The organism is Streptomyces sp. NBC_00433 (assembly GCA_036015235.1).
In the GTDB taxonomy this organism is placed as follows: Bacteria; Actinomycetota; Actinomycetes; order Streptomycetales; family Streptomycetaceae; genus Actinacidiphila.
Map to the genome: position 1 here is coordinate 1,329,805 of CP107926.1, position 23,161 is coordinate 1,352,965.

15 protein-coding genes and 2 pseudogenes are annotated in these 23,161 nt (G+C 69.6%); 9 read left to right on the forward strand and 8 right to left on the reverse strand.

Features of this window, described 5'->3' with window-relative positions; translation table 11 throughout:
• Positions 1 to 48: 48 nt before the first annotated feature.
• Positions 49 to 1,578: a ricin-type beta-trefoil lectin domain protein gene (locus OG900_05135; GenBank protein WUH89592.1), complete on the reverse strand. Its 1,530-nt coding sequence runs from the start codon at positions 1,576 to 1,578 to the stop codon at positions 49 to 51.
• Between the two features lie 580 nt (positions 1,579 to 2,158).
• Between OG900_05135 and OG900_05140 the strand changes: the two genes are divergently transcribed.
• Positions 2,159 to 5,917 (forward strand): glycoside hydrolase family 3 C-terminal domain-containing protein, encoded by a 3,759-nt coding sequence (locus tag OG900_05140; GenBank protein WUH89593.1) that lies wholly within the window; start codon positions 2,159 to 2,161, stop codon positions 5,915 to 5,917.
• A 117-nt stretch (positions 5,918 to 6,034) separates the two neighbouring features.
• On the opposite strand, the gene yjfF is transcribed toward OG900_05140, so the two are convergent.
• The 4 genes from yjfF to OG900_05160 all read right to left on the reverse strand — a co-directional run bounded on the left by yjfF (position 6,035) and on the right by OG900_05160 (position 10,754).
• Complete coding sequence (yjfF, locus tag OG900_05145; protein WUH89594.1) at positions 6,035 to 7,042, reverse strand: sugar ABC transporter permease YjfF; 1,008 nt, start codon at positions 7,040 to 7,042, stop codon at positions 6,035 to 6,037.
• Positions 7,039 to 8,124 carry an ABC transporter permease gene (locus tag OG900_05150; GenBank protein WUH89595.1) on the reverse strand — a complete coding sequence of 362 codons (1,086 nt, stop codon included), beginning with the start codon at positions 8,122 to 8,124 and terminating at the stop codon, positions 7,039 to 7,041. The genes yjfF and OG900_05150 overlap by 4 nt, the downstream gene beginning before the upstream one ends.
• Positions 8,121 to 9,674, reverse strand: coding sequence for a sugar ABC transporter ATP-binding protein (locus tag OG900_05155; protein WUH89596.1), 1,554 nt, complete (start codon positions 9,672 to 9,674; stop codon positions 8,121 to 8,123). Before OG900_05155 ends, OG900_05150 begins: the two co-directional genes overlap by 4 nt.
• A gap of 75 nt (positions 9,675 to 9,749) precedes the next feature.
• Positions 9,750 to 10,754 (reverse strand): ABC transporter substrate-binding protein, encoded by a 1,005-nt coding sequence (locus OG900_05160; GenBank protein WUH89597.1) that lies wholly within the window; start codon positions 10,752 to 10,754, stop codon positions 9,750 to 9,752.
• Between the two features lie 1,631 nt (positions 10,755 to 12,385).
• On the opposite strand from OG900_05160, the gene OG900_05165 reads away from it, so the two are divergent.
• Positions 12,386 to 13,831: a non-reducing end alpha-L-arabinofuranosidase family hydrolase gene (locus OG900_05165; GenBank protein WUH89598.1), complete on the forward strand. Its 1,446-nt coding sequence runs from the start codon at positions 12,386 to 12,388 to the stop codon at positions 13,829 to 13,831.
• 184 nt (positions 13,832 to 14,015) lie between these two features.
• Here the strand turns inward: OG900_05165 and OG900_05170 are convergent, their stop codons facing one another.
• The gene (locus OG900_05170; GenBank protein ID WUH95623.1) at positions 14,016 to 14,339 is read right to left on the reverse strand and encodes a helix-turn-helix transcriptional regulator; all 324 of its coding nucleotides are present in this window, start codon (positions 14,337 to 14,339) and stop codon (positions 14,016 to 14,018) included.
• Between the two features lie 306 nt (positions 14,340 to 14,645).
• On the opposite strand from OG900_05170, the gene OG900_05175 reads away from it, so the two are divergent.
• From OG900_05175 to OG900_05185, 3 genes and pseudogenes are all read left to right on the forward strand, one after another.
• Positions 14,646 to 15,341 carry a nitroreductase family protein gene (locus tag OG900_05175; protein WUH89599.1) on the forward strand — a complete coding sequence of 232 codons (696 nt, stop codon included), beginning with the start codon at positions 14,646 to 14,648 and terminating at the stop codon, positions 15,339 to 15,341.
• Positions 15,342 to 15,519: 178 nt separating this feature from the next.
• Positions 15,520 to 15,678, forward strand: a pseudogene (locus OG900_05180) (SDR family NAD(P)-dependent oxidoreductase).
• 13 nt (positions 15,679 to 15,691) lie between these two features.
• Complete coding sequence (locus tag OG900_05185; protein ID WUH95624.1) at positions 15,692 to 16,504, forward strand: isoprenyl transferase; 813 nt, start codon at positions 15,692 to 15,694, stop codon at positions 16,502 to 16,504.
• Between the two features lie 95 nt (positions 16,505 to 16,599).
• Here the strand turns inward: OG900_05185 and OG900_05190 are convergent, their stop codons facing one another.
• Positions 16,600 to 17,160, reverse strand: coding sequence for a CGNR zinc finger domain-containing protein (locus OG900_05190; protein ID WUH89600.1), 561 nt, complete (start codon positions 17,158 to 17,160; stop codon positions 16,600 to 16,602).
• Between the two features lie 217 nt (positions 17,161 to 17,377).
• Here OG900_05190 and OG900_05195 point away from each other — a divergent pair, with 217 nt between their 5' ends.
• Positions 17,378 to 18,085, forward strand: coding sequence for a type 1 glutamine amidotransferase domain-containing protein (locus OG900_05195; protein WUH89601.1), 708 nt, complete (start codon positions 17,378 to 17,380; stop codon positions 18,083 to 18,085).
• A gap of 104 nt (positions 18,086 to 18,189) precedes the next feature.
• Here the strand turns inward: OG900_05195 and OG900_05200 are convergent, their stop codons facing one another.
• Complete coding sequence (locus OG900_05200; GenBank protein ID WUH95625.1) at positions 18,190 to 20,301, reverse strand: LamG domain-containing protein; 2,112 nt, start codon at positions 20,299 to 20,301, stop codon at positions 18,190 to 18,192.
• Between the two features lie 444 nt (positions 20,302 to 20,745).
• Between OG900_05200 and OG900_05205 the strand changes: the two genes are divergently transcribed.
• From OG900_05205 to OG900_05215, 3 genes and pseudogenes are all read left to right on the forward strand, one after another.
• Positions 20,746 to 21,111, forward strand: coding sequence for an STAS domain-containing protein (locus tag OG900_05205; GenBank protein ID WUH89602.1), 366 nt, complete (start codon positions 20,746 to 20,748; stop codon positions 21,109 to 21,111).
• Positions 21,112 to 21,602: 491 nt separating this feature from the next.
• Entirely contained in the window at positions 21,603 to 22,841 is a 1,239-nt protein-coding gene (locus tag OG900_05210) for a serine/threonine-protein phosphatase (protein WUH89603.1), read from the forward strand.
• A 20-nt stretch (positions 22,842 to 22,861) separates the two neighbouring features.
• A pseudogene (locus OG900_05215) lies at positions 22,862 to 23,103 on the forward strand (ornithine decarboxylase).
• Positions 23,104 to 23,161 lie beyond the last annotated feature (58 nt).

Genomic DNA, 23,161 nt, shown 5'->3' on the forward strand with positions numbered 1-23,161 from the left:
AGCCGCCCCCGGCCATCGCGGCCGGGGGCGGTTCACGCTTTCGTCACGTCAGCTGCGTGCCCACTTCTGGTTGGTTGCCCCGGTGCACGTCCACAGCTGCACCAGCGTGCCGTTCGCGGTCCCGCTGGCGCTTGCGTCCAGGCACAGGCCGGTCTGGACGTTGGTGATGCTGCCGTCCGAATTGATGTTCCACTTCTGGTTGTTCTGGCCGTTGCAGTCCCAGATGATCGCCTTGGTGCCGTTGGCCGTACCGCTGCCCGAGTCGTCCAGGCACTTGGTGCCGTAGACCTGCAGTTCCTTGGCGGCGGTGAGGTTCCACTGCTGGTTCGAACCGCCGTTGCAGTCCCACAGCGCGGTCTGCGTGCCGTTGGTCTGGCTGAGGTTTGGCACGTCCAGGCACCTGCCGGAGGCGGTGCCGCGCACCACGCCGCCGGTGCCCCCGGTGGAGCCGCCGCCGTAGCCGGCGGCGGTGATGCTGGCCTGCACCGCGTTCTCCGTGGCGTCCGTCGGGAAGCCGGCGGTCATCGCGCCCTCGAAGAACTCGCCCTGGCCGGACACGCTGTTGTCGCCGCCGGTCCCCAGCAGCAGGGAGCTGTCGGTCTTCATCGGCGAGTAGCCGTTCGGCAGCCCGCCCGAATAGGTCGTGGTGAGACTTCCCGTGGCGGCGTTGCCGTATTTGAGGGTGAAGTTGCTGGTGCCGTTGTTCTTCTCCCAGGCGCTGACGAACGGGTAGTGGACGCCCTGGTTGTTCGCGTCGTGGTTGGATCCGGTCCCGGTGTGGAACATGCCGTTCTCCAGGTCGGCCTCGACCCAGGGGCCGGTGCCGGTGCAGCCGCCGAACCAGCAGGCGTTGCCCCAGTAGATGGAGTTCATGGTGGCGTTGCCGGTGTCGGTGTGGGTGTTCTCACCGCTGCCGTAGTCGAAGCAGCACCACTGGTTGGTGAAGTTCGACGAGGTCACCATGTAGATGCCCTCGGGCTGGGCGCCGGTGGGGGCGCCGTTGGCGTGGTCGATCCGATACCCCACGCCCTGGTTGACCTTGACCCCGAAGACCTGGTGGCCGCCCGCGGTGATCGGCAGTGCCGCAGCGTTCGCGCCCACGTCCGCCCCGTTCGCGCCCGGCCCCTTCCAGTAGCCGCCCCAGGAGATGGGCAGGTCGTTGTGCTTGCTGCTCTGGTCGTAGATCTTGCTGATGATGCACGACGTGCCGGCACAGAAGGTCGTCTGGACCGAGGCGTCGGCGTATCCGCCCGCGGACAGCAGGCCCACGTCGTGATACGTGTGGTCGGAGGCGCGCTGGACCTGGTAAAGCGGTCCGTTGTACGCCGCGAACAGCGCCCGGGTCGTGGAGTGTGCCGCGATGCAGGGTGTGCCGCCGACAGCGTAGATGTCACAGGGCAGGGACGAGGCCGCTGCGGCCGCCGGACGGGCCGCGGCGGACGCCGTCTGGGCGCTCGGGCCGCTCGCGGCGGCCCGGCCGCCGAAGACGGCCGCGGCCATCGCCAGGGCGAGCAGGAGGATGAGCAGCGGTCTTGCTCGCCGTACGCCGGCGGATAGGGAAGATGCGGAGCTGTGCATCGGCTCTCCTTCGGTTGTGGGGTGGGGTTCCCCGTTGCGGTAGGACCCGTTCGCCGCCTGCCGGACCTGGTCGGCACCGCCGTCGCCCGTGCCGCTTCCGACGTCCCAGGCGATCGGGTCACCCAGCGGCATCCGGCTCAGGGGTGCCGCGGACGCCGCAGCTGCCGCCGGCGTCGTCGACGCCGTGACCGGCAAACAGAGCGTCACTGTGAGCGCTAACAACTCTCGGCGTGGGAAGACTGCCAAGAGAGGGGCTGCATACCCACTGCCGCGCTCCCGCAGCGGTGGACGGGATGAGATTGACATAGACGAGCGACGGAACTCAAGAGTGCTGCACCCGGCCCTCTGCGAACCCGCGACGCAACCGATCACCATCACCGCGGAACTCGTACCGAGGCGCCGTCGGATCGGGTCGAACGGACGGAGGGGCTTGACACCTCCAGCCCCGTGCAGCACGCTGCCGTCGTTCCGACGACAGACGCCGTCCCGAAAACGGGTGTGGCACCGATGGTATGTTAGCGCTCACATACTCGGGTGCCGTACCCGCCCATGGCTGCCCCCCACCTGCCAGGAGACCCGCGTGAACGTCAGACCCGTTCCTCTCATGTCCGGCCCGTGGCGCCTCATGTCCGGCCCGTGGCGCCGGACCGTCCGTGCCCGCCGCCCCGCGCACGACCCCGACGCCCGAGCAGACGCCATGCGATTACTTCGATCGACTGCGACGCGCGCGGTCACGGCGGCCCTGTGCACGCTCGGCCTGCTCTGCGCCCCCACCCCGGCGCACGCCGGGGCCCCCGTGGCGGCCGGCCCCTCGGTGCCGATCTACCTGGACACCGGCTACTCGTTCCAGGAACGGGCCGCGGACCTGGTCTCCCGCATGTCGCTCGACGAGAAGGTCCAGCAGTTGCGCACCAACAGCGCACCGGCCGTTCCACGCCTGGGCGTGCAGCAGTACACGTACTGGAGCGAGGGCCAGCACGGCATCAACACGCTGTTCGCCGACACCGATCCCGGGCCGGTGACCGGCGGTGTCCACGCCACCAGCTTCCCCACGAATTTCGCCGCGTCCATGAGCTGGGACAAGGACCTGATCTACCGGGAGACCACCGCCGTCTCGGACGAGGCCCGCGGCCTGCTCGACAAGTCGCTGTGGGGCACCGGGCAGAACAACCTCGGGCCGTCGAAGGACGACTACGGCATGCTCACCTACTGGGCGCCGACGGTGAATCTCGACCGCGACCCGCGATGGGGCCGCACCGACGAGGCGTTCGGCGAGGACCCGTACTTCGCGGGGCAGATGGCCGGCGCGTTCGTCAACGGCTATCAGGGCCAGAATCCGGACGGCACAGCGCAGAGCAAGTACCTCAAGGTCGCCGCCACGGCGAAGCACTACGCCCTCAACGACGTGGAGCAGGATCGCACCGGCATCAGTTCGAACGTCTCGGACGACGACCTGTACGACTACTACACCGCCCAGTTCAAGAGCCTCATCGAGAAGGCGCACGTCGCCGGGCTGATGACCTCCTACAACGCGATCAACGGCACGCCGTCGGTCGCCGACACCTACACCACCAACCAGATCGCACAGCGCACCTTCGGCTTCGGCGGGTACATCACCTCCGACTGCGGCGCGGTGGGCACCACCTACCAGAGCTTCCCCGCCGGCCACGACTGGGCTCCGCCGGGCTGGACCACCGACCGCAAGGGCGGAAGTGCCACCTGGACCGACACCGCCACCGGGCAGCAGGTCTCCGGTGCCGCCGGCGGCCAGGCCTATGCGCTGCGGGCCGGGACCGACGTCAACTGCACCGGCGCGGAGGCGACGTCGCTCAACCTCGAACAGGCGATCAGGGCAGGGATCCTGAGCGAGGGAGTCATCGACAACGCACTGCTGCACCTGTTCACGGTCCGGATGCGGACCGGAGAGTTCGACCCGGTGGACAAGCAGCCGTACACGAGGATCACCAAGGCCGCGATCGAGTCGCCGGCGCACCAGGACCTGGCACGGACCGTCGCTGACAACGCCCTCGTCCTGCTGCAGAACAACAAGGCCGGCGGCGCGCACAAGCCCCTGCTGCCGGAAGACCCGGCCGCGCTGGGCAAGGTCGTGATCGTCGGCGACCAGGCGGGCAAGGTCACCCTCGGCGGCTACTCGGGCGACCCCACCAAGAAGGTGGACGCGGTACAGGGCATCACGGCCCAGGTCACGGCCGCCGACCCGGACGCGCAGGTCGTCTACGACGCCGCCGGCACCTCCACCACCGCGACCGGCGACGCCGTGCTCAGCGACCGGACCCGGGCCGACATCCGGAGCGCCGGCCTCGTCGTCATCGCGGTCGGCACCGACGAGGCCACCGCCGGCGAGGGCAAGGACCGGAGCGGCCTGGCCCTGCCCGGCAACTACGGCAGCCTCATCGACCAGGTCGCGGCCCTCGGGAACCCCAGGACCGTCCTGGACATCCAGTCCGACGGGCCGGTGGCCATCGAGGCCTACCGCGCCGAGGTCGCCGCCATCGTCTTCGCGGGCTACAACGGCGAGAGCCAGGGCGACGCCCTGGCCGACGTCCTGTTCGGCAGGCAGAATCCCGGCGGGCACCTCAACTTCACCTGGTACAGGGACGACTCCCAACTGCCGGACATCTCCGACTACGACCTCTCCCCGAGCGGCACCGGCGGTCTGGGCCGCACCTACCAGTACTTCACCGGAACCCCGACCTATCCGTTCGGCTACGGCCTGAGCTACAGCGCCTTCGCCTACTCCCACATCCGGGCCGACCGCCACTCGGTCGGCGCCGACGGTACGGTCGGGATCAGTTTCGACGTCACCAACACCGGCTCCGTGCCCGGGACCACGGTGGCGCAGCTCTACGCGGCCGGCGACTTCACTGTCAAGGGCAGGGAACTGCCGGACAAGCGCCTGGCCGGCTTCCAGAAGACCAGGGTCCTGCGGCCCGGCGCCACGCAGCACATCACCCTGCGCGTCCGCATTCCCGACCTCGCCTTCCACGACGGCCGGTCGGCCAAGCAGGTCGTCTACGACGGCCGCTACCGCTTCGAGGTCGGACCCGACTCGGCGACCCCCGCCGGGTCGGCCCAGGTGACCGTCCACGGCAGCCTCACCCCGCACGTCCAGTACGTGACGGTGCAGCCCGAGTCCGTGGTCTACGACGCCGGCGACACCATCGACCTCACCGGCCGCAACCGGTGGATCAAGGACGACACCGACCCCGCCGCCCAGCCCGGCCGCGACATGAGCGTCACGGCCGACCACGTCGTGCAGGCGGTCAACGACGACGGATCGTTCCTGGACCTGTCCGAGAACGCGGTCCGGTACACCAGCAGCGACCCTTCCGTCGCCACCGTGAGCCGCCGAGGCGTGGTCACCACGGTCGGCAACGGTGTGGCGACCATCAGCGCGACCGTACGCGGGGTGACCGGCTCCGCGGTGATCCGCGTCCACCACACCCTGGCCGTCTCCTCGGCGCGCATCGTCACCCCGGGAACCCCCGTCACCGCGACCACCACCTACACCAACACCGGCCCCACCGCGCTGCCCAACGCCTCGGTCACCCTGGCCGCACCCGACGGCTGGACCGCCGCACCCACGTCCCCGGCCACCTTCGCCAAGGTCCCGGCCGGTGCGTCGGTCACCACCACCTGGACCGTCACTCCCCCGGCGGACACCGAGCCGGGCAGCTACGCCCTGGCCGCCTCCGCCACCTACCAGGGGGCCAAGGCCAGCGACGACGCCGCCGGGCAGTTGCTGGTCCCCTATTCCTCGGTCGACGACGTCATCACCAACGTCGGCATCAGTGACGACGCCGACCCCGGCGGCGGCAACATCGACGGCGGCGGGCAGAGCCTGTCACAGCAAGCCCTCGCCGCCCAGGGGATCACCTCCGGCGGCACTGTCAGCCACGACGGCCTGACCTTCGTCTGGCCCGCCACCGGCACGGGCAGGCCCGACAACATCGTGGCCGGCGGGCAGACCGTCCCGTTCACCGGAGGGGGCAGCACGATCGGCTTCCTCGGCACCGCCGACTACGGCAACGCCTCGGGCACCGGAATGATCACGTACACCGACGGGACCACCCAGAACTTCACCCTGTCCTTCCCCGACTGGTGGGCCAACAGCCCCTCCACAGGCAACGACGTCCTCGCCACGACCGACTACTTCAACAACGGCGGCGGCAAGGTCCAGCAGAAGGTGAGCGTATACAGCGCCACCGCTCCGCTGCAGGCAGGCAAGACCATCGCCTACCTGACCCTGCCGAACATCGGCCCGAACGCCGCCGCCAACCAGGTGGCGCTGCACATCTTCGCCATCGCCGTCGGCTGACGACCGCCGTACCGCGGCGGCAGTTCGCGGCATACGAGTGCGGCCCGGGTTCCCACCCGGGCCGCACTGCTTCCCAGTCCGACCACCCCGTCGGCGGTCGAGGGGGAGAGCCGGGATTCACGTCCGGCTTCGTGCCGTCATGGTGCGCTGGATCAGGATGAAGGCGAAGAGCAGCACCCCGGTGGCGATCTTCGTCCACCAGGAGCTGAGGGTGCCCTCGAACTGGATGAGCGTCTTGATCAGGCCCAGCACCAGCACGCCGAACAGCGTCCCGACGACGTAGCCCGATCCGCCGGTGAGAAGCGTGCCGCCGACCACGACCGCGGCGATCGCGTCGAGTTCCAGGCCTACCGCGTGCAGAGGGTCACCCGACTGGATGTACAGGGTGAACAGCAGCCCCGACAGTGCGGAGCAGAAGCCGCTGACGGTGTAGACGGCGATCTTCGTACCTGCCACCGGCAGGCCCATCAGCAGCGCCGACTGCTCGTTCCCGCCGATGGCGTACACGCGCCTGCCGAACCGCGTGTAGTGCAGCACGTAGAAGGCGAGGGCCAGAACCGCCAGCGAGATGACGGCGGCAATCGAGAGGAACGATCCGCCGGGCAGCGGAACATGCGTCTGGGCGAGCCTGTCCACCGTGGGGTCGGTGATGGATATCGACTCCTTGCTGATGACCAGGCACAGCCCGCGGAAGAAGAACAGCCCCGCCAGAGTCACGATGAAGGGCTGGATCTCGAAATGGTGGATCACATAGCCCATCAGGTAGCCGCCGAAGGCACCGACCCCCAGCGCGATGGGCGCCACGAGGAGGAGAGGCAGGCCCTGCTTCTCCACCAGCCAGGCGGTCAGCATCGTCGTGAACCCGATGACCGAGCCCACCGAGAGGTCGATTCCACCGGTGAGGATGACGAAGGTCGCACCGACGGCGGCCACGAGCAGGTAGCCGTTGTCGATGAAGAGGTTCATGAAGACCTGGGCGTCCAGGAATCCGTAGGACTGGTAGCGGACGGCGCCGAAGCCGAACATGACCACGAACAGCCCGGCCGTCACCAGGACGGGCAGCCGCCGGTCGTGCAGCAGCCGGAGTCTGTCCCCGCGCGCCCGGAAACCGTCGATCACGCTCACGGCGACACCTCCATCTGCGGCGCCGCGTCGGCGGCCGCGCCCTGGCTTTTCTGAACAGGGCCGCGACGCCTGGCGCGAGCGCCGAACACCTTGGCCCGGAAGGCGGAGGACTGCATCAGGCAGACGACGATGACGACGACCGCCTTGAACACCAGGTTGGTCTGGGTCGGCACACCGATGGTGTAGATCGTGGTGGTCAGGGTCTGGATGATGAGCGCTCCGATGATCGTGCCACCGAGGTGGAACCTGCCCCCGGTGAGGGAGGTCCCGCCGATCACGACGGCCAGGATCGCGTCGAGCTCGATCCACAGCCCCGCGGTGTTCCCGTCCGCCGCCGACACGTTGGAGCTGATCATCAGGCCGGCGATGCCGGCGCAGAGCCCGCAGAACACGTACGCCATGATCTTGATGCGTCGCGACCTGATGCCCACCAGGCGGCTGGCCTCCGCATTGCCGCCGACAGCCTCGACCAGCAGCCCCAGGGCGGTACGGCGGGTGAGCGCCACGCTCAGCACGACCACCAGGGCCACCACGAAGAGCGAGAACGGCAGTCCCAGCCAGTAGCCCCCGCCGATGAGCGAGTACGCGTCGCTGTTGACGGTGATGATCTGGCCGCTGGTGATCAGCTGGGCGATCCCGCGGCCCGCGACCATCAGGATCAGCGTGGCGATGATCGGCTGGATGCCGAGCCGGGCGACCAGCAGGCCGTTCCACGCGCCGCACACCAGTGATACGGCAAGTGCCAGCGCGAAGGCCAGCAGCACTCCGGCCACGCTGTCCTGGTCCGCCTGCTTGCTGACGACGAGGCAGGCCAGCGCACCGGAGATCGCCACCACCGCCCCGACCGAGAGGTCGATGCCTCCGGTGGCGATCACCAGGGTCATACCGATCGCCACCAGGATGAGCGGCGACCCGAACAGCACGATGGAGACCAGGCTGCCGTACAGGTGACCGTTCTTCAGATGGATCTCGAAGAACCCCGGGGTGAAGGGGACGTTGATCACGAGCAGCGCGACCAGGGCAGCCACCGGCCAGAACAGCCGGTGCTGTGTCGCCGCGCGCCACAGGGATGTGAGGCTCACTGATGCTCTCCGCTCGCAATGATCTCCAGGACCCGCCCGGCAGTGATGTCGGGCCCGTTGGCCATCCGCGCCACGAGCCGGCGGTCGCGGAGCACGCCCACGGTGTGGCTGAGCCGGAGCACCTCCTCCAGCTCGGCCGATATGTAGACCACGGCCATACCCTCCTCGGACAGCGACACGACAAGCTTCTGGATCTCCGCCTTGGCCCCCACGTCGATGCCCCGGGTGGGCTCGTCGAGGATGAGCAGCTTCGGCTGGGTGAGCAGCCATCGGGCGAGGAGGACCTTCTGCTGGTTGCCGCCGCTGAGCGAACCGGTCTTCGCCTCCGGGTCGGCCGGACGGATGTCCAGTGCCGCGATGTACTTGGCGACCAGCTCGTCCCGCTGCGACGCGGGTACGGGGCGGATCCAGCCGCGTGCGGCCTGAAGGGCGAGGATGATGTTCTCCCGCACCGTCAGGTCCGGAACCAGGCCCTCGGTCCTGCGGTTCTCCGAGAGGAACGCGACTCCCCTGCCGATCGCGTCGTTCGGCTCCCGCAGCGCGGCCTGTTCCCCGCCGATGTACACCTTGCCGCCGTCGGAGGTGTCGGCGCCGAACAGCAGGCGGGCCAGTTCCGTACGGCCCGAGCCGAGGAGCCCGCAGAGCCCGAGGACCTCCCCGGCGCGGACCTCCAGGTCGAACGGGGAGACGCTGCCGAGCCGGGAGAGGCCCTCCGCCCTGAGGAACGGCTCGCTGGTGTCCGGCTCCCCGTGGTGCTCGCTGAGTTCCTCCAGCTCGTCCAGGTCCTTGCCGATCATCAGCTTGACCAGGTTCACCTGGTCGAGGTCGGCGACCATGTGCTCGCCGACCAGGGCCCCGTTGCGCAGCACGGTCATCCGGTCGCAGACCTCGTAGATCTGGTCCAGGAAGTGGGAGACGAACAGGATCGCCACCCCGTCCTCCCTCAGCCGCCGCATCAGGACGAACAGCTCCTCGACCTCGTCGCGGTCGAGGCTGGAGGTCGGCTCGTCCAGGATCAGCACCCGTGTGCCGACCGCGGCGCCGCCCGCGTCCGCGTCCGCGGGGTCCCCGGAGCCGACGGCGCGGATGATGGCCACCAGCTGCTGTACGGCCAGCGGGTACGAACCGAGCGGCGCGGAGACATCGACATCGAGGCCGAACCGGGCCACCAGCTGCGAGGCCTGCCTGCGCAGTTCCTTCCACCGGATCCGGCCCGCCCCGACCGGTTCGCGGCCGATCAGGATGTTCTCGGCCACCGAGAGGTTCGGGCAGAGGTTGACCTCCTGGTAGACCGTGCTGATACCGGCCTGCCGGGCTTGCAGCGGACTGGTGATGCGGACCGGCCGCCCCTCCAGGACGACCGTTCCGCCGTCGAGCGCGTGGACTCCCGTCAGGACCTTGATGAGAGTGGACTTCCCGGCCCCGTTCTCGCCGAGAAGGGCGTGGATCTCGCCAGGGAACAGTCGGAAGTCGACGTCCGACAGAGCCCGTGTGCCGGAGAACTCTTTGACGATGCCCGTCATTTCCAGGACGGGCCGAGGCTCTGCCATGGCAGCGCTCCTAGGTGGAATGGTCGCGACGTGGACGGGGGTCCCCCACACCCCGGGGGCCCTCGTGGACGGGTGTCAGTACTTGCGGCTGGGCAGCGCCGCCGCGGCCTGATCCGCCGTGTAGTCGCTCTCCTTGGTCTTGATCCAGCGAGGAAGCGTCGATCCCTTGCCCGCGTGCACCGTCTTGGTCGCGTCCATCAGCTGCGGGCCGAGCAGGGGGTTGCACTCGACGATCGCGTTGATCTGTCCCTTGGACATCGCCACGAACCCGTCGTGCACGCCGTCGACGGACACGATCTTGATGTCCGTTCCGGGGGTCTTGCCGGCCGCCTGGATGGACTGGATGGCGCCGATGGCCATGTCGTCGTTGTGGGAGAACAGCACATCGATGTCCGAGTGCGCCTGCAGGAAGGCCGCCATCACCTGCTTGCCGCCGGCCCTGGTGAAGTCGCCGGTCTGGCTGGCGATGATCGTCCATTCCGGGTGGCTCGCGTGCATGATCTTGGCGAAGCCCTTGGCCCGCTCGATCGCGGGGGCCGCGCCCGTGGTGCCTTCCAGCTGCGCGATCTTGACCGGCCCCTTGTGGCCGGCGAGGACCTTCTCCAGCATGTGTGCCGCGCGCTCGCCCTCGATCTCGAAGTCCGAGCCCACCAGGGTGACGTAGAGCGAGGGGTCGGAGGTCTCGACCGAGCGGTCGGTGAGGATCACCGGGATGCCGGCGGCCTTCGCCTCCTTCAGCACGGTGTCCCAGCCGGTGACGACGACCGGGGAGAACGAGATGACGTCCACCTTCTGGGCGATGTAGCTGCGGATCGCCGAGATCTGGTTCTCCTGCTTCTGCTGGGCGTCGGAGAACTTGAGGTTGATGCCGGCGGCCTTCGCCGCCTCCTTGACCGACTGGGTGTTGGCCGCGCGCCAGCCGCTCTCCGACCCCACCTGGGAGAAGCCCAGGGTGATCTGCTTGCTCCCGGTGCTGTCCGAGCCGGCGGACTTGGCGGGGTTCTTCTTCGCGCACGCCGCGAGGACGCCGGCGGCCGATACGGCCGCGCCCGCGGTGAGGAAGCTGCGTCTGTCGATCATGTCTTCTCCTTCGAGGAATTCGGCAGGTGGGTCGGTGCAGGTTGCTGACACCCCTTGCGGTCCGCGCAGCGGCACTGCCGGAGCGCGGGCAGGGGGTGGTCAGCGGGTAGTGGGGGATCGGGTGAGGAGGCCGACGTTCCAAGGGAGGGTGTCGTGGTCATCGCCGGCGTGCGGGGGTTCCCGGCCGGCGTCCGGGGAAGTCCGGGCGCCGGCAGGGGCGGTGGGCCGGCGCGGGCCGCCGCGTCGAGGTCGTCTCGGGTTCTCATGGTCCGACTGCACCGCTCCGGTCGGGATCTGACGGGCCGAACAGAAGGACGGGCTTCGCGGACACCGAGGTCCAGGGTCACGACATCACGCCCAGGGATGTGCGCCCCCACCTGGAAGGGCTGCGACGTGAGCGCTAACATAGCCCGTTGCGATGGCGGTGCCAACCCCTCGTCATCCACGCCCGCAAGCCCCCCGCGGCCATCCACCCGGGCGGAGCGACCGAGCCGGTGGTGAGCGCTAACACCATGGTTTCCCTCTCGCACTTCGAACCAATGCAGCCACTGCCGTGGCGTCCCACATCGCCCTGCGGCACGAGCGAGCCGACCCCTCGGACGCCGTACGATCTTTTCGCGGCACCCTAGGACGCCCGCTGACGCCCGTCAAGAGATCGCACAGCCCACCCACAGTCGCGAGCGCATCCGGTCACGCCGCGCCTGGACAGGCGGTCTTCTGGGCCGGGCAGCCGATGCCTGCGACGCGGTCGGCGCAGTCGCAGCGGCGGAGGTACTCCTGGCGCAGTTGACGGACCGGAACGAGTAACCTCGCCCGTTCCGGGGCGACTTGGGGCGGAAGATGGTGTCCTGCGCGAACCGCGGGCTGTCCGGGGTCCGGGAATTTCACTTCCGCCGCGAATGTTTCGGATTCCCGGTCCCGACCCATCCACATCGTCGGACACGCCCGCCCGGACGACGCAGAACCGTCGCTGCGACGTGACCCGACAAGCCGTGGAACCCTTGTGCCGGGCGACCTGCAGACAGGGCGTCAGCCGCCGTTCCCGACGAGAGCCGCCGTCGTCGGCGCGAGAGGGCGCCGAAATTTTCGCACCGCGGGCGTTGACCCCTCGTGCCCAGCGGGTCCACACTTGCCACCGTTTCGCCTGCTCGCCACATCGTGACACACAGCACCTCACGCCGTGGCGGCCAGAACCTCGTTGTTGGTCCCCCCACCGCATCCAGGCCGGCGCGCCCTGTTCGGCGCTCCCGGCCGGAGCACCAAGAAATGAGGTCGTTATGGCGCCAGTGAACTGTCGCGCCCCCGATCCGCCGCGCCGCACAGGGCGCAGCCCACGTCTGCCGGCCGCGAGGGCGGCCTCCCCCTGCGGACTGGTATCCGCGGATTTATGTGAGCGCTAACAGATCGTGAAACCGTCTCCGGCCCCGTAGCCGTACCGGAGGCGGTTGCTCCGTCTGTCCCCTGCGACGGCCGACGTGCCGACCCACCCGAGGGTGTGACCGGGTGTCACCTCCCTCCGTATCGGCTTCGGTGTGCCCGCGGGCCGTTAGCGAACGCACCAACACCGACAACCCGGGCGCTCCGTGACGGGGTCGTCCGGAACCGATCACCCAGGGATCAGGAGGTCCCCCATGCACAGAGAAAAATTCCGCCACAGGCGTCTGCTCGTGGCGCTCGCCTCGATGCTCGCAACCGTGGGCGTGGTGGCGGCGATGCTCGTCGCCAACCCGGCCCAGGCGGCGACCAGCGGCGCCTTGCGCGGCGCTGGTTCCGGCCGCTGCCTGGACGTGCCGAACGCCAGCCAGACCGACGGCACGTATCTGCAGATCTACGACTGCTCGGGCGGGACGAACCAGCAGTGGACGCTGACGTCCGGCAACCAGCTGACCGTCTACGGCAACAAGTGCCTGGACGTCCCGGGCCACGCCACCGCGGCCGGCACCCGGGTGCAGATCTGGAGCTGCAGCGGCGGTGCGAACCAGCAGTGGCGGGTGAACTCCAACGGCACGATCGTCGGCGTGGAGTCAGGGCTGTGCCTGGACGTCACCGGCGCCGCCACGGCCAACACCACGGCAGTGGAGATATGGACGTGCAACGGCGCCAGTAACCAGAGCTGGTCCGGCCTGTCCGGGACGACGCCGCCGACATCGACCCCGCCGACGTCGGGTGGTACGTGCTCTCTTCCGTCGTCGTACCGGTGGTCGTCGACGGGTGCGCTGGCCCAGCCGGCGAACGGGTGGGTCTCGCTGAAGGACTTCACCAACGTGGTCTACAACGGCAAGCACCTGGTCTACGCCTCGAACGTCAACGGGTCGTCCTACGGCTCGATGGCGTTCACGCCCTTCACCAACTGGTCGGACATGGCATCGGCCGGCCAGACCGGCATGAGCCAGGGCACCGTGGCACCCACCCTGTTCTACTTCGCGCCGAAGAACATCTGGGTCCTGGCCTACCAGTGGGGCGCCTGGCCCTTCATCTACCGCACCTCCAGCGACCCCACCAACCCCAACGGCTGGTCCTCCCCCCAGGCGCTGTTCACCGGCAGCATCTCCGGCTCCGGCACCGGCCCCATCGACCAGACCCTCATCGGCGACGGCCAGAACATGTACCTCTTCTTCGCCGGCGACAACGGCAAGATCTACCGCGCCAGCATGCCCATCGGGAACTTCCCCGGCAGCTTCGGCTCCAACTACACCACCGTCATGAGCGACTCCACCAACAACCTCTTCGAGGCCGTACAGGTCTACAAGGTCCAGAACCAGAACCAGTACCTCATGATCGTCGAAGCGATAGGGGCGAACGGGCGCTACTTCCGCTCCTACACCGCCTCCAGCCTCAGCGGCTCGTGGACCCCGCAGGCCACCAGCGAGAGCAACCCCTTCGCAGGCAAGGCCAACAGCGGCGCCACCTGGACCAACGACATCAGCCACGGCGACCTCGTCCGCAACAACCCCGACCAGACCATGACGATCGACCCCTGCAACCTCCAGTTCCTCTACCAGGGCAAGAACCCCAACGCGGGCGGCAGCTACGACCAGCTGCCGTGGCGGCCGGGTGTCCTCACCCTCCAGCACTGACCACCACATGAGGAACCCCGGCCGTCTCCGGCCGGGGTTCCCCCGTGAGCGGATGCTCCGTCGGTCAGCCGGCAGCGGTGATCCGCCCCTGCTGGTCGGTGCCGTTGGTGTCGCTGTACTGCCCCAGTGAGGACTCGGCTCCACTACGGGCGGCGCGGTGGTACGGCGGCGCGGGGAAGTCCGGTCACCGTGCGTCGAAACGCTCTCGGGCCGCGGCGATCTCGTCCACATGCGTGCGGGTCCAGGTGCACAGGGCGTTCACCGTGGTCCGCAGGACCAGTCCGGCCTCCGTGAGGTTGTAGTCGACCCGGGGCGGCACGACCGGATACACCACACGGTGGACCAGACCGTCGCGCTCGAGGCTGCGGAGGGTCTGGGTCAGCATCTTGTGGCTGATGCCCTCGACGACGGCGCGGATCTCCGAGAAGCGCAGGGTGCGCTCCCCGAGCCCGTTGATGATCAGCAACGCCCACTTGTTGGCGATGTTGGAGAAGATCTCCCGGGCCATGGTGTCCGCGCGGGACTCGTCGTTTCTCCCCGCCGCTCCACTGGGCTGCTCGGTCACCTTGAGGTTCCTCCGTAACGGAAAAGTGCGTTCTTGCTGGTCAAGCCACACTTTCCTACCATTGCCGGTGAGCTCGAAGAGAGCAACCGGGAAGGGCGGCACGCTCACTTCTCCCGGTGCCCCTCGTCGCCGCCGCGTTTCCGGCGGCGGTGCCGGAGCAACCTCGATCTTCCGGAAGCCCGCAGGGGCCGCGTATCCGATACTGCGGAGATCCGCTCCGGGACAACCCTTCCGCCTCGGGAGTCACACGTGCACGATCCATTCGCTCCGCGGTCCGAAGACTCGCCCGGCTTCCGGCTGGGCCTTTCGGCGGACGAGGTCCTCACCACCACCCGCGCGGTGCGCAAGCGGCTTGACCTGGAGCGTCCGGTACCCCGCGACGTCATCGAGGACTGCGTCCGCGTCGCAAGCCAGGCGCCCAGCGGTCGCAACAGGCAGCGATGGGACTTCGTCTTCGTCGAGGACGCAGGCGCCCGAGCCGCCGTCGCGGAATTGTGGCGCCGCGGCCTGGCGGCTCCCGCGACCCCGGGAGTCACCGGACCCGAGCCCACCCGCATGAACTTCGCCTCGGCCGAATGGGGCCGGATCTCGGACAGCCTCGGGTATCTCGTGCAGCACATGCACGAGGTACCGCTGATCCTCATCCCCTGCCTGCGGGTCGGCGACCGGGCGGAACTCGATTCGGTACGCGGCCAGGCGGGGGCGTGGGGTTCGGTGATCCCCGCTTTCTGGAGCTTCATGCTCGCGGCGCGCGAGCGGGGAATCGGGACCGCCTGGACGACGAGCCATCTCAGCTACGAACGCGAGATGGCAGATCTGCTCGGAATTCCCTACGACACGGTGGTCCAGGTCGCCCTCACCCCTGTCGCCTTCACCGTGGGCACCGATTTCAAGGAGGGCCCCCGCGCGGACGCCGCCTCCTTCGCCCACTGGAACGAGTGGTGACCTCACGGTTCCTTTCGTTCGACAAAGTGCGTTCTTCCGATCCGGGACCGCGACCGGCCGGCGCCGGTAAGCCCGCCGTTCCCCCGGCGCCGAGGTCGCATACTCGGCGTGTCCCTGGATCACCTGATCTTGTTGTTCCATCCGATCCGCAGATCGCGGACATTCCAAGGAGGCAGACATGTCCGGATCGCTCGACGGCCGCGTAGCAGTCATCACCGGTGGTTCCACCGGTATCGGGCTGGCCACAGCCGCCCGATTCGTCGCGGAAGGCGCGTCCGTCGTGATCGTGGGCCGCCGTCAGGCCGAGCTCGACAAGGCCGTCGCGCAATTGGGCAGCAACGCCCCGCGGGATTCTGGGCCGGAACCGGACCTCGTACCGTACGCCCGACCCGCACCCCTCGGGCGCGCAGCCGCCCAAGCTGCCCGCGGAGCTGGTGCCCAAGCACGTCGCGGTGATCATGGACGGCAACGGCCGCTGGGCCAAGGAGCGCGGGCTGCCGAGGACCGAGGGCCACAAGGTGGGTGAGGGCGTCGTCCTCGACGTGCTCAAGGGCTGCCTGGAGATCGGCGTCAAGAACCTGTCGCTCTACGCCTTCTCCACCGAGAACTGGCGGCGCTCGCCCGACGAGGTGCGCTTCCTGATGAACTTCAACCGGGACGTCATCGGCCGGCGCCGGGACGAGATGGACGAGCTGGGCATCCGCATCCGCTGGGTCGGGCGGATGCCGAAGATGTGGAAGTCGGTGGTCCAGGAGCTCCAGGTCGCCCAGGAGCAGACCGTCGACAACGACGCGATGACGTTGTACTTCTGCCTGAACTACGGCGGGCGGGCGGAGATCGCGGACGCCGCGAAGGCGCTGGCGCGGGATGTCGCCGAGGGGCGGCTGGACCCGTCGAAGGTCAACGAGAAGACCTTCGCGAAGTACCTGTACTACCCGGACATGCCGGACGTCGACCTCTTCCTGCGGCCCAGCGGCGAGCAGCGCACCTCCAACTACCTGCCCTGGCAGAGCAGCTACGCCGAACTGGTCTTCCAGGACGTCCTGTGGCCCGACTTCGACCGCCGCGACCTGTGGCGTGCCTGCATGGAGTACGCCTCCCGCGACCGCCGCTTCGGCGGCGCCATTCCCAACGAGGAACAAGTGCTGCGCGGCAGGCTCTGACGCCGACACTTCCGGCCCTGGATCTACGGACAGGCCGCCCCGAACCGCCGGCCACCGGGAGGCAGCAGCCGCACCCTGGCGCAGCGCTCGGAGGCCTAAGCGTTCTCACGGGCGCGGAAGGCCGCGACGTTCGCCCGGTTGCCGCAGAGTTCGTAGGAGTGCCACCGCTGCGTACGGCTGCGGGTCGCGTCGTAGAAGACCGCCCGGCAGCCGTCGTTCGCGCAGACCCGGATGCGCTTCCAGGTGCCGTCCCTGAGGACGTCCGCGACGGCGGCCACGATCCCGCCGAGCAGCGGGTCGCCGGTCACCTGGGACAGCGCCGGCGTCCCGTCGGCGAAGTCCAGCCGGAAGGCGATGCCCGAGACGTGCGCCGACAGCGCGTCCCACCTCTGCCGCGCCTCGTCGGCGCCCGCCGCGTCCACGGCGGCCATCAGGTCGGCGCGCAGCGCCCGGACCTGGTCGAGCCGCTCGGCGGTCAGGTCCCCCGCCTCCGCGAAGCCGTAGCTCCCCAGGATCTCGGCGGCCCGCTCGTGGTCGTCCAGCCTGTCCGGCAGCGGCGGTTCGGCGTGCGGGCGTGAGTTGAGCAGGGTCACCAGCGCCTCCGCCGCGGCGGGCGCCCGGGACCGCGCGGCGCTTCCGTTGTCGGTTCCAGCCATGTGTCCACTCCGCTCTCGCTCCGGTGCTGTCGTATCCATCCTACGCCCGTAAGGCTCATACGGCCAACGAACATTACAGGCTTGCGGGCACCGACCCCGGGTCGTCGACATGGTCAATCGACGAACGACCTTTACATGGAGCCGGACCTATGATTAGCTCGTAAGCGTCAAAGAGAGTTTGACGCTTACGAAGCCCGAAGCTCAGAGGAGCACAGACATGTCCAGGATTCTCATCGTCGTGACCGGCTCGGACCATTGGACGCTGGCGGACGGCACCGAGCACCCGACCGGCTACTGGGCCGAGGAAGTCACCGCCCCCTACGCGGTCTTCCGCGCCGCCGGCCACCAGACCGTCTTCGCCACCCCCGGCGGCGTCGTACCGACGGTGGACGCGGGCAGCCTGTCGCCCGACGTGAACGGCGGCCAGGAGAATGCCGACCGGATCGCCGCCGAACTGGCCGCCATCACCGAACTGCGCAGCCCCCTCCGACTGGAGGACATCGACCCCTCGGACCCGAGCGCCTTCGACGCGGTCTTCTACGCCGGCGGCCACGGACCCATGGAGGACCTGTCCGTCCACGCCGCTTCCGGCCGGCTGCTGAACAGCGTGCTCGCTTCGGGCAAGCCGGTGTCCATCGTGTGCCACGGTCCCGCCGCGCTGCTCGCCACCGTCGGGGAGGACGGCACCTCCCCGTTCGCCGGATACCGGGCGACCGGATTCACCAACGCCGAGGAGACCGCGGTCGGCTTCGCCGACCGGGCCAAGTGGCTCCTCCAGGACCGGCTGGTGAAGCTCGGCGTCGACTTCCAGGAGAGCGAGGTCTTCGCTCCCTACGTCGTCACCGACCGCAACCTGATCACCGGCCAGAACCCGGCATCGTCGGCTCAGGTCGCCGAAGCGGTGGTCCGCACGCTGGCAGCCTGACCCCGCCCCGGCCGGGCGGTCCGGCAGGAGCCCGACGGCCCGTCCGAACCTCTGGTTCGGACGGGCCGTCGGGATTTCAGAACTCCGGACTCAGCACCGTCGCGTCAGCACAGGCAGGGTTCCGTGTCCTGCCCCAGGCCGAGCACGTCGTCGTCCCTCAGCGCACCGGAGTAGGCCTGCACCTCGTCCACATCACCGTGGAGGTACTCGCCCCAGCCGTCACCGACTCCGGCCCGGCCGATCTGGAGCGCACCGGTGCTGTGCCAGCCGTCAGACAGGCTTGCCGTGGCGCCCGCGTTGGTGAAGCCGTCGAGGTAGAGCTTGATCGTGTCGGTCCCGTCGTCATAGACCACGGCGAGACGATGCCCCTGCCCCTGACCGCCGTCCGCACCCTCGATCTGGGACACCACCTTCTCGGGGGCTCCGGCCTCGTCCCTCTCCGGCATCACCAGTTGCCAGGTGTACGTGGACGGCTCATAGCGCACCTTGAACGCGTCGGTGTGCTCGCCGGCCTGCGAGAGCACGGTCATCGGGTGGGCCGGCTCGGAGTCCGCAAGGCGTACGACGACACCGAGGGTGAAGCTGTCCCCTGTGTCCACGACGGGCCCATCGCCGGCGGCATACCCCGTCTCGCCGTCCAAGCGCAGATTTCCGTCGCCGACGAGTGGCGGTGGCACGTAGGTGCAGTCGGGGTCGAAGTCCGGGATGCAGGAGTTGTCGGATCCCCGGAAGATCGACGCTCCCGTGCCGAGCCGCAGCGGCGCACCGCCCGACTGCTCGGGGCTCGCGCCTCCCGTCGCGTCGTCCAAGGACCAATGGCCGAGGAGCTTCGGCTTGCGCAGCGCCAGTTCGGCGACCTCGCCGGGCACGACGACCCGGTCGTGCACCTGTACGTCACCGATGTCACCGTGCCACCGGTCGCGATAGCCGGCAGCCCCGCGGGCACGTCCGATCTGGAACGCGCCGGCCGCCTCCGCGGGTGCCGCCTCCACCGCGATGCCCACCTCATGTCCGTTGACGTACAAGTGCGCGCGACCCGTCTCCGCGTCGTACAACCCCAGCAGATGGGCCCACTCGCCGGTCTCGGGCGCGCCACCGGACACCCGCGCGCCGCCGATCGCGAACGACCAGGCGGGGCCGGTCCCCTGGCTGCGCAGCCCGAGGTTGAACCCGGGCTTCCCGTCGCCGTCCTGGCTGGCGACAGTCATGCTCCGGCCGGTTTCGGCGGGCCGCGCCCAGGCGCTGACGGCGAAGGACTTGCGGATGTCGGTGGCCGGGGCGCCCGTGGTGAGGAAGCCGTGCCCGCCACCGTCAAGGCTGACCGTGGCGGCGGCTGCGGTGCCCGCGGGCGCCGGGCCGCCGAAAGTCACCCCGGTGCCGGCACGGGCAGCGGTTCCCGCCGTGGCGGCGGCCGAGCGGGAGCCCGCCGGGTCGTCCAGCTTCCAGCGGGCGACGGGGGCACGGCCGGACTGCACGTTGAAGTCGTACTTCGACTGCCCGCTGCTGCGGCCCGCCCGGTCGAGCGCGCGGACCGTCAGCGACTCGGGCCCCGCAGTGAGCGGCAGGTAGGGAATGGTGACTGCCGCGCCCGGCCGCTCGGCGGAGACGGTCCCGTAAGGGCCGCCCAGGAAGTTGTAGATGTACGACACCACATCGTCGGAGGGCGAGTCCATGGTGAAGTGCCCGTAGACCCCCACCCCGTCCACCCAGAACACCTGGTCAGGGGTGGGGTATTCGGGAGAGCTGATCACCGCGTCCGCGGGGTTCACGTCGTCGTACACGAACGAGCAGACCGAGCCGTCGCCCTCGTCGCTCCACGCGGAGGTCGCCTGGCCGTCGTCCGCGCGGACGTGCCAGGAGACGACCGTGTTCGCCGGGACGTCGCCCGGCATCGTCCAGTTCTGAGGCGTCCCCGACGGCAACATGACGGTGGTGTAAGTACGGCGCTGCTCCACGCCTGCCGCGTCCGTCCACCAGGCTTCGAAATCGCCTCGGACCCGGTTGGTCTCGGTGGGCTGGTTGTCCTCCTCCGGGTCGTACAGCTTGGCACTGAGCCTGGGCGGCGACGGCACGTACGGCGTGTCGTCCCCGGTCGCGCAGGCCCTGCCCTGCGACTGCAGATCCTGGACCAGCGGCTGCTTCGGCGGCAGGTTGTCCACCCCGTACGCCGTACCGGCAGCCAAGGTCAGCAGCACCGTCGCGCAGCCCCCCAGCACCGTCCCCCTGCGTCTGCCCACTCTTCCCCGTCCGATCATGTGCCCCTCCCCTGTGCGTGCTTGCGGCTCGTGCACCACACGAGCCGCTCGAAGCTAACAGGGAGCGGTGACAACGCCGGGCGACGGGCTTCTCGCGGGTGGAGGCCGAGGCCTTCTGCGCCGCCGCCGAGGCACCGCGGTAAAGAGGGGGCCGCGCCTGGGCCGCGACCATCGCTGCGGGACCTGACGCCGGACACCGCGGTCCGGCCCGGTCCTGGACGCGCCGGGGCGGAACCGGCCTCACCCGGGTCTTGCCGCACATGCCGTGGCTGGGGCAGGAGATTCCGGGTAGGCGACGGCATACGGCCGCGCCTTCGGAGATCGCGCAGGGACGCTCCGGCCGGTGCTGCGGGCTGTACACCGGCAGCACGCCTCCTCAAGGACAGTGAGAAGGGAGCGACGGCTGTGGGCGAAGACCCCAAGGTGACCGTGGTGGAGCAGCGCGGACGTCTCACGGTGGCGGCGATATCCGGAGAGCTGGACTTCACCAGCGCCGCCGAGGCGTACGTGCGTGTCACGTCGCTGCTCCGCGACCACCCCGATCTCATCCTGGATCTCTCGGGCGTCACCTTCTGCGACTCCACCGGCTTCAACGCCCTGCTGCGCCTGAGGCGGCGGGTCATGGAATCCGATGGCCGGCTGGCACTGGCGGCCCCGCCTGCCCAGATCGGCCGCCTACTGACTCTCGTCGGGGCCGACATCGCCTTCGCCCTCTACAGCACCACAGCAGAGGCCGTGGCCGGCTACGAAGGCACTGGCATCCGCCGGTGACGCGGGACTGCGGCGAGATGCGGTAGCGCGGCAAGAGCGGTGCGCAAGGCGCCGTAGAAGATCGTTCGCATGGCCGCGTCGAACTCTTCGGCTCCGATCGCCTCGACCGGCGCCACAGAGTCGGGCGCCCATTCCGTGCTCCGTGACCTGGGTGGTCTCGCACTGGGTGGGCAGGCCCCGGTTGCACATCCAGCAGCTCCCGCGGGCGCGGCGGGCGGGACGCTGTCCTCCGACCGCACCGCACCCTTCGCCGAGGCGGCGCTCGTCACCGCACGCCGGGACATGTCGGTGGCCGCGACCCGGGTGCCGATGCGGGCGGCCAGCACTGCCAGCGCGCGGCTGCCCGGCTGCATCACCAGAAGAGGGCGACAAACTCATATAATCGATGTAAAACATGCCATTCGCATACGCCGACATGTGGCCTCCCTCATGCGGGGACACCGCGAGCCGGTCGCGGACGACTCCGGGTCGATGCCTGAGGAGGTGGCGGGGTGGCAGGAGCCGCGGGGCTGCTGGACATGGCGGGCAGGCTGCTCGAGCGCGGGCACGTGGTGGGTTTCGACGGGCTGCCGCGCCTCGTGGAGGAATGCGCCGCGCTGGCGGGTCTGATGGGTGCGCGGGTCTTCGTGGCGGACCTGCGGGACGAGGCGCTGTGCGAGGTGACCGGACTCGGTCCGGACGCCGGGGCGGGCGGGACGCGCTTCTCGATCGACGGGTCGCGGCCCGGCCGCACCTTCGCGGACACCCGGCCGCTGCTGGAGCCGGCGGGCGGGACGGACGGGTCGGACAGGTGGTGGGTGCCGATCCTGGACGGCACCGAGCGCCTGGGCGTGCTCCGGGTGGATCCCGCCCCCTCGGCGGGCACGGAAGCCGAGACCCGGGAGGCGGCCCAGATGCTGGCGTCGCTGGTCGGCCTGATGCTGGTCAGCAAGCGCCCGAGCAGCGACGCCTACGCCCGCCTCACCCGCAAGCAGCGGATGACCGTGGCAGCCGAGCTGGAATGGAACCTGATGCCGCCGCTGGCCTTCGCGAACAGCGACGTGGTGATCGCCGCGGCGGCGGAGCCCGCCTACGACATCGGCGGTGACGCGTTCGACTACGCGATCGCCGGACGGACAGCCCACCTGGCGGTCTTCGACGCGATGGGCCACGACAGCGCGGCGGGCCTGACGGCCAGTGTCGCGGTGGCCGCCTTCCGCAACCAGCGGCGGCAGGGCGCCGACCTGGTCACCGTCGGCGAGGAGATCGAGAAGGCGCTCGTGGACCAGTTCGGCGGCAGCACGTACGCCACGGCCGTACTGGCCGAACTCGACCAGGCCGACGGCGTGTTCCGCTGGGTGAACCGGGGTCACCCGCCGCCGATCGTCATCCGCCACGGCCGGTGGATGGCCGGCATGGAGTGCGAGCCCGCGCACCCGCTGGGCCTGAGCTTGGGGCTGGAGGCCACCGTGTGCCGGGAGCAGCTCACACCGGGCGACCGTATCGTCCTGTACACCGACGGCATCACCGAGGCCCGCGACCGCAGCGGCCTGCAGTTCGGCACGGCCCGCTTCATCGAGTTCCTCAACCGCCACCACGCGGAAGGCCTGCCCGTACCCGAGACACTGCGGCGGCTGATGCTGGCGATCATCGCCCACAACCAGGGCCGCCTGTCCGACGACGCCACCGTGCTGTGCCTGGAATGGCGAGGCCCCAGCCGCAACCCCCAACTGCGGCCCGACGGATCATGAACCCCTCGGTGCGCCCGGCTCCGCCGGTCCACCTGCCCGATCCATCCGACCTGCGCCTGGATCAGGCGATGCTGCCGCGAGAGGCGTTCTTCGGGCCCGTCGAGCAGATCCGCGCAGACCGTGCCGAAGGCCGGGTCGCCGCGGAGATGCTCACGCCCTGCCCCCCGGCATCCCCGCGGCATTGCCCGGCGAACGGCTCGACACGGCCGTGCCGCGATACCTGCGCTCCGGCGCCGAAGCCGGCATGGCCGTCCCGCCGGCCTTCCTGGGCAGCAGCGGTGAAAAGAAGCCCTGGCATGCGCTGGCTGGACCGCCGACCT

Excerpts from the sequence above, each read along its gene's own strand:
- OG900_05135 (WUH89592.1), bottom strand. The coding sequence starts at position 1,578 with ATGCACAGCTCCGCATCTTCCCTATCCGCCGGCGTACGGCGAGCAAGA.
- OG900_05190 (WUH89600.1), bottom strand. The coding sequence starts at position 17,160 with ATGGCTGGAACCGACAACGGAAGCGCCGCGCGGTCCCGGGCGCCCGCC.
- OG900_05170 (WUH95623.1), bottom strand. The coding sequence starts at position 14,339 with ATGGCCCGGGAGATCTTCTCCAACATCGCCAACAAGTGGGCGTTGCTG.
- OG900_05160 (WUH89597.1), bottom strand. The coding sequence starts at position 10,754 with ATGATCGACAGACGCAGCTTCCTCACCGCGGGCGCGGCCGTATCGGCC.
- OG900_05165 (WUH89598.1), top strand. The coding sequence starts at position 12,386 with ATGCACAGAGAAAAATTCCGCCACAGGCGTCTGCTCGTGGCGCTCGCC.
- OG900_05195 (WUH89601.1), top strand. The coding sequence starts at position 17,378 with ATGTCCAGGATTCTCATCGTCGTGACCGGCTCGGACCATTGGACGCTG.
- OG900_05155 (WUH89596.1), bottom strand. The coding sequence starts at position 9,674 with ATGGCAGAGCCTCGGCCCGTCCTGGAAATGACGGGCATCGTCAAAGAG.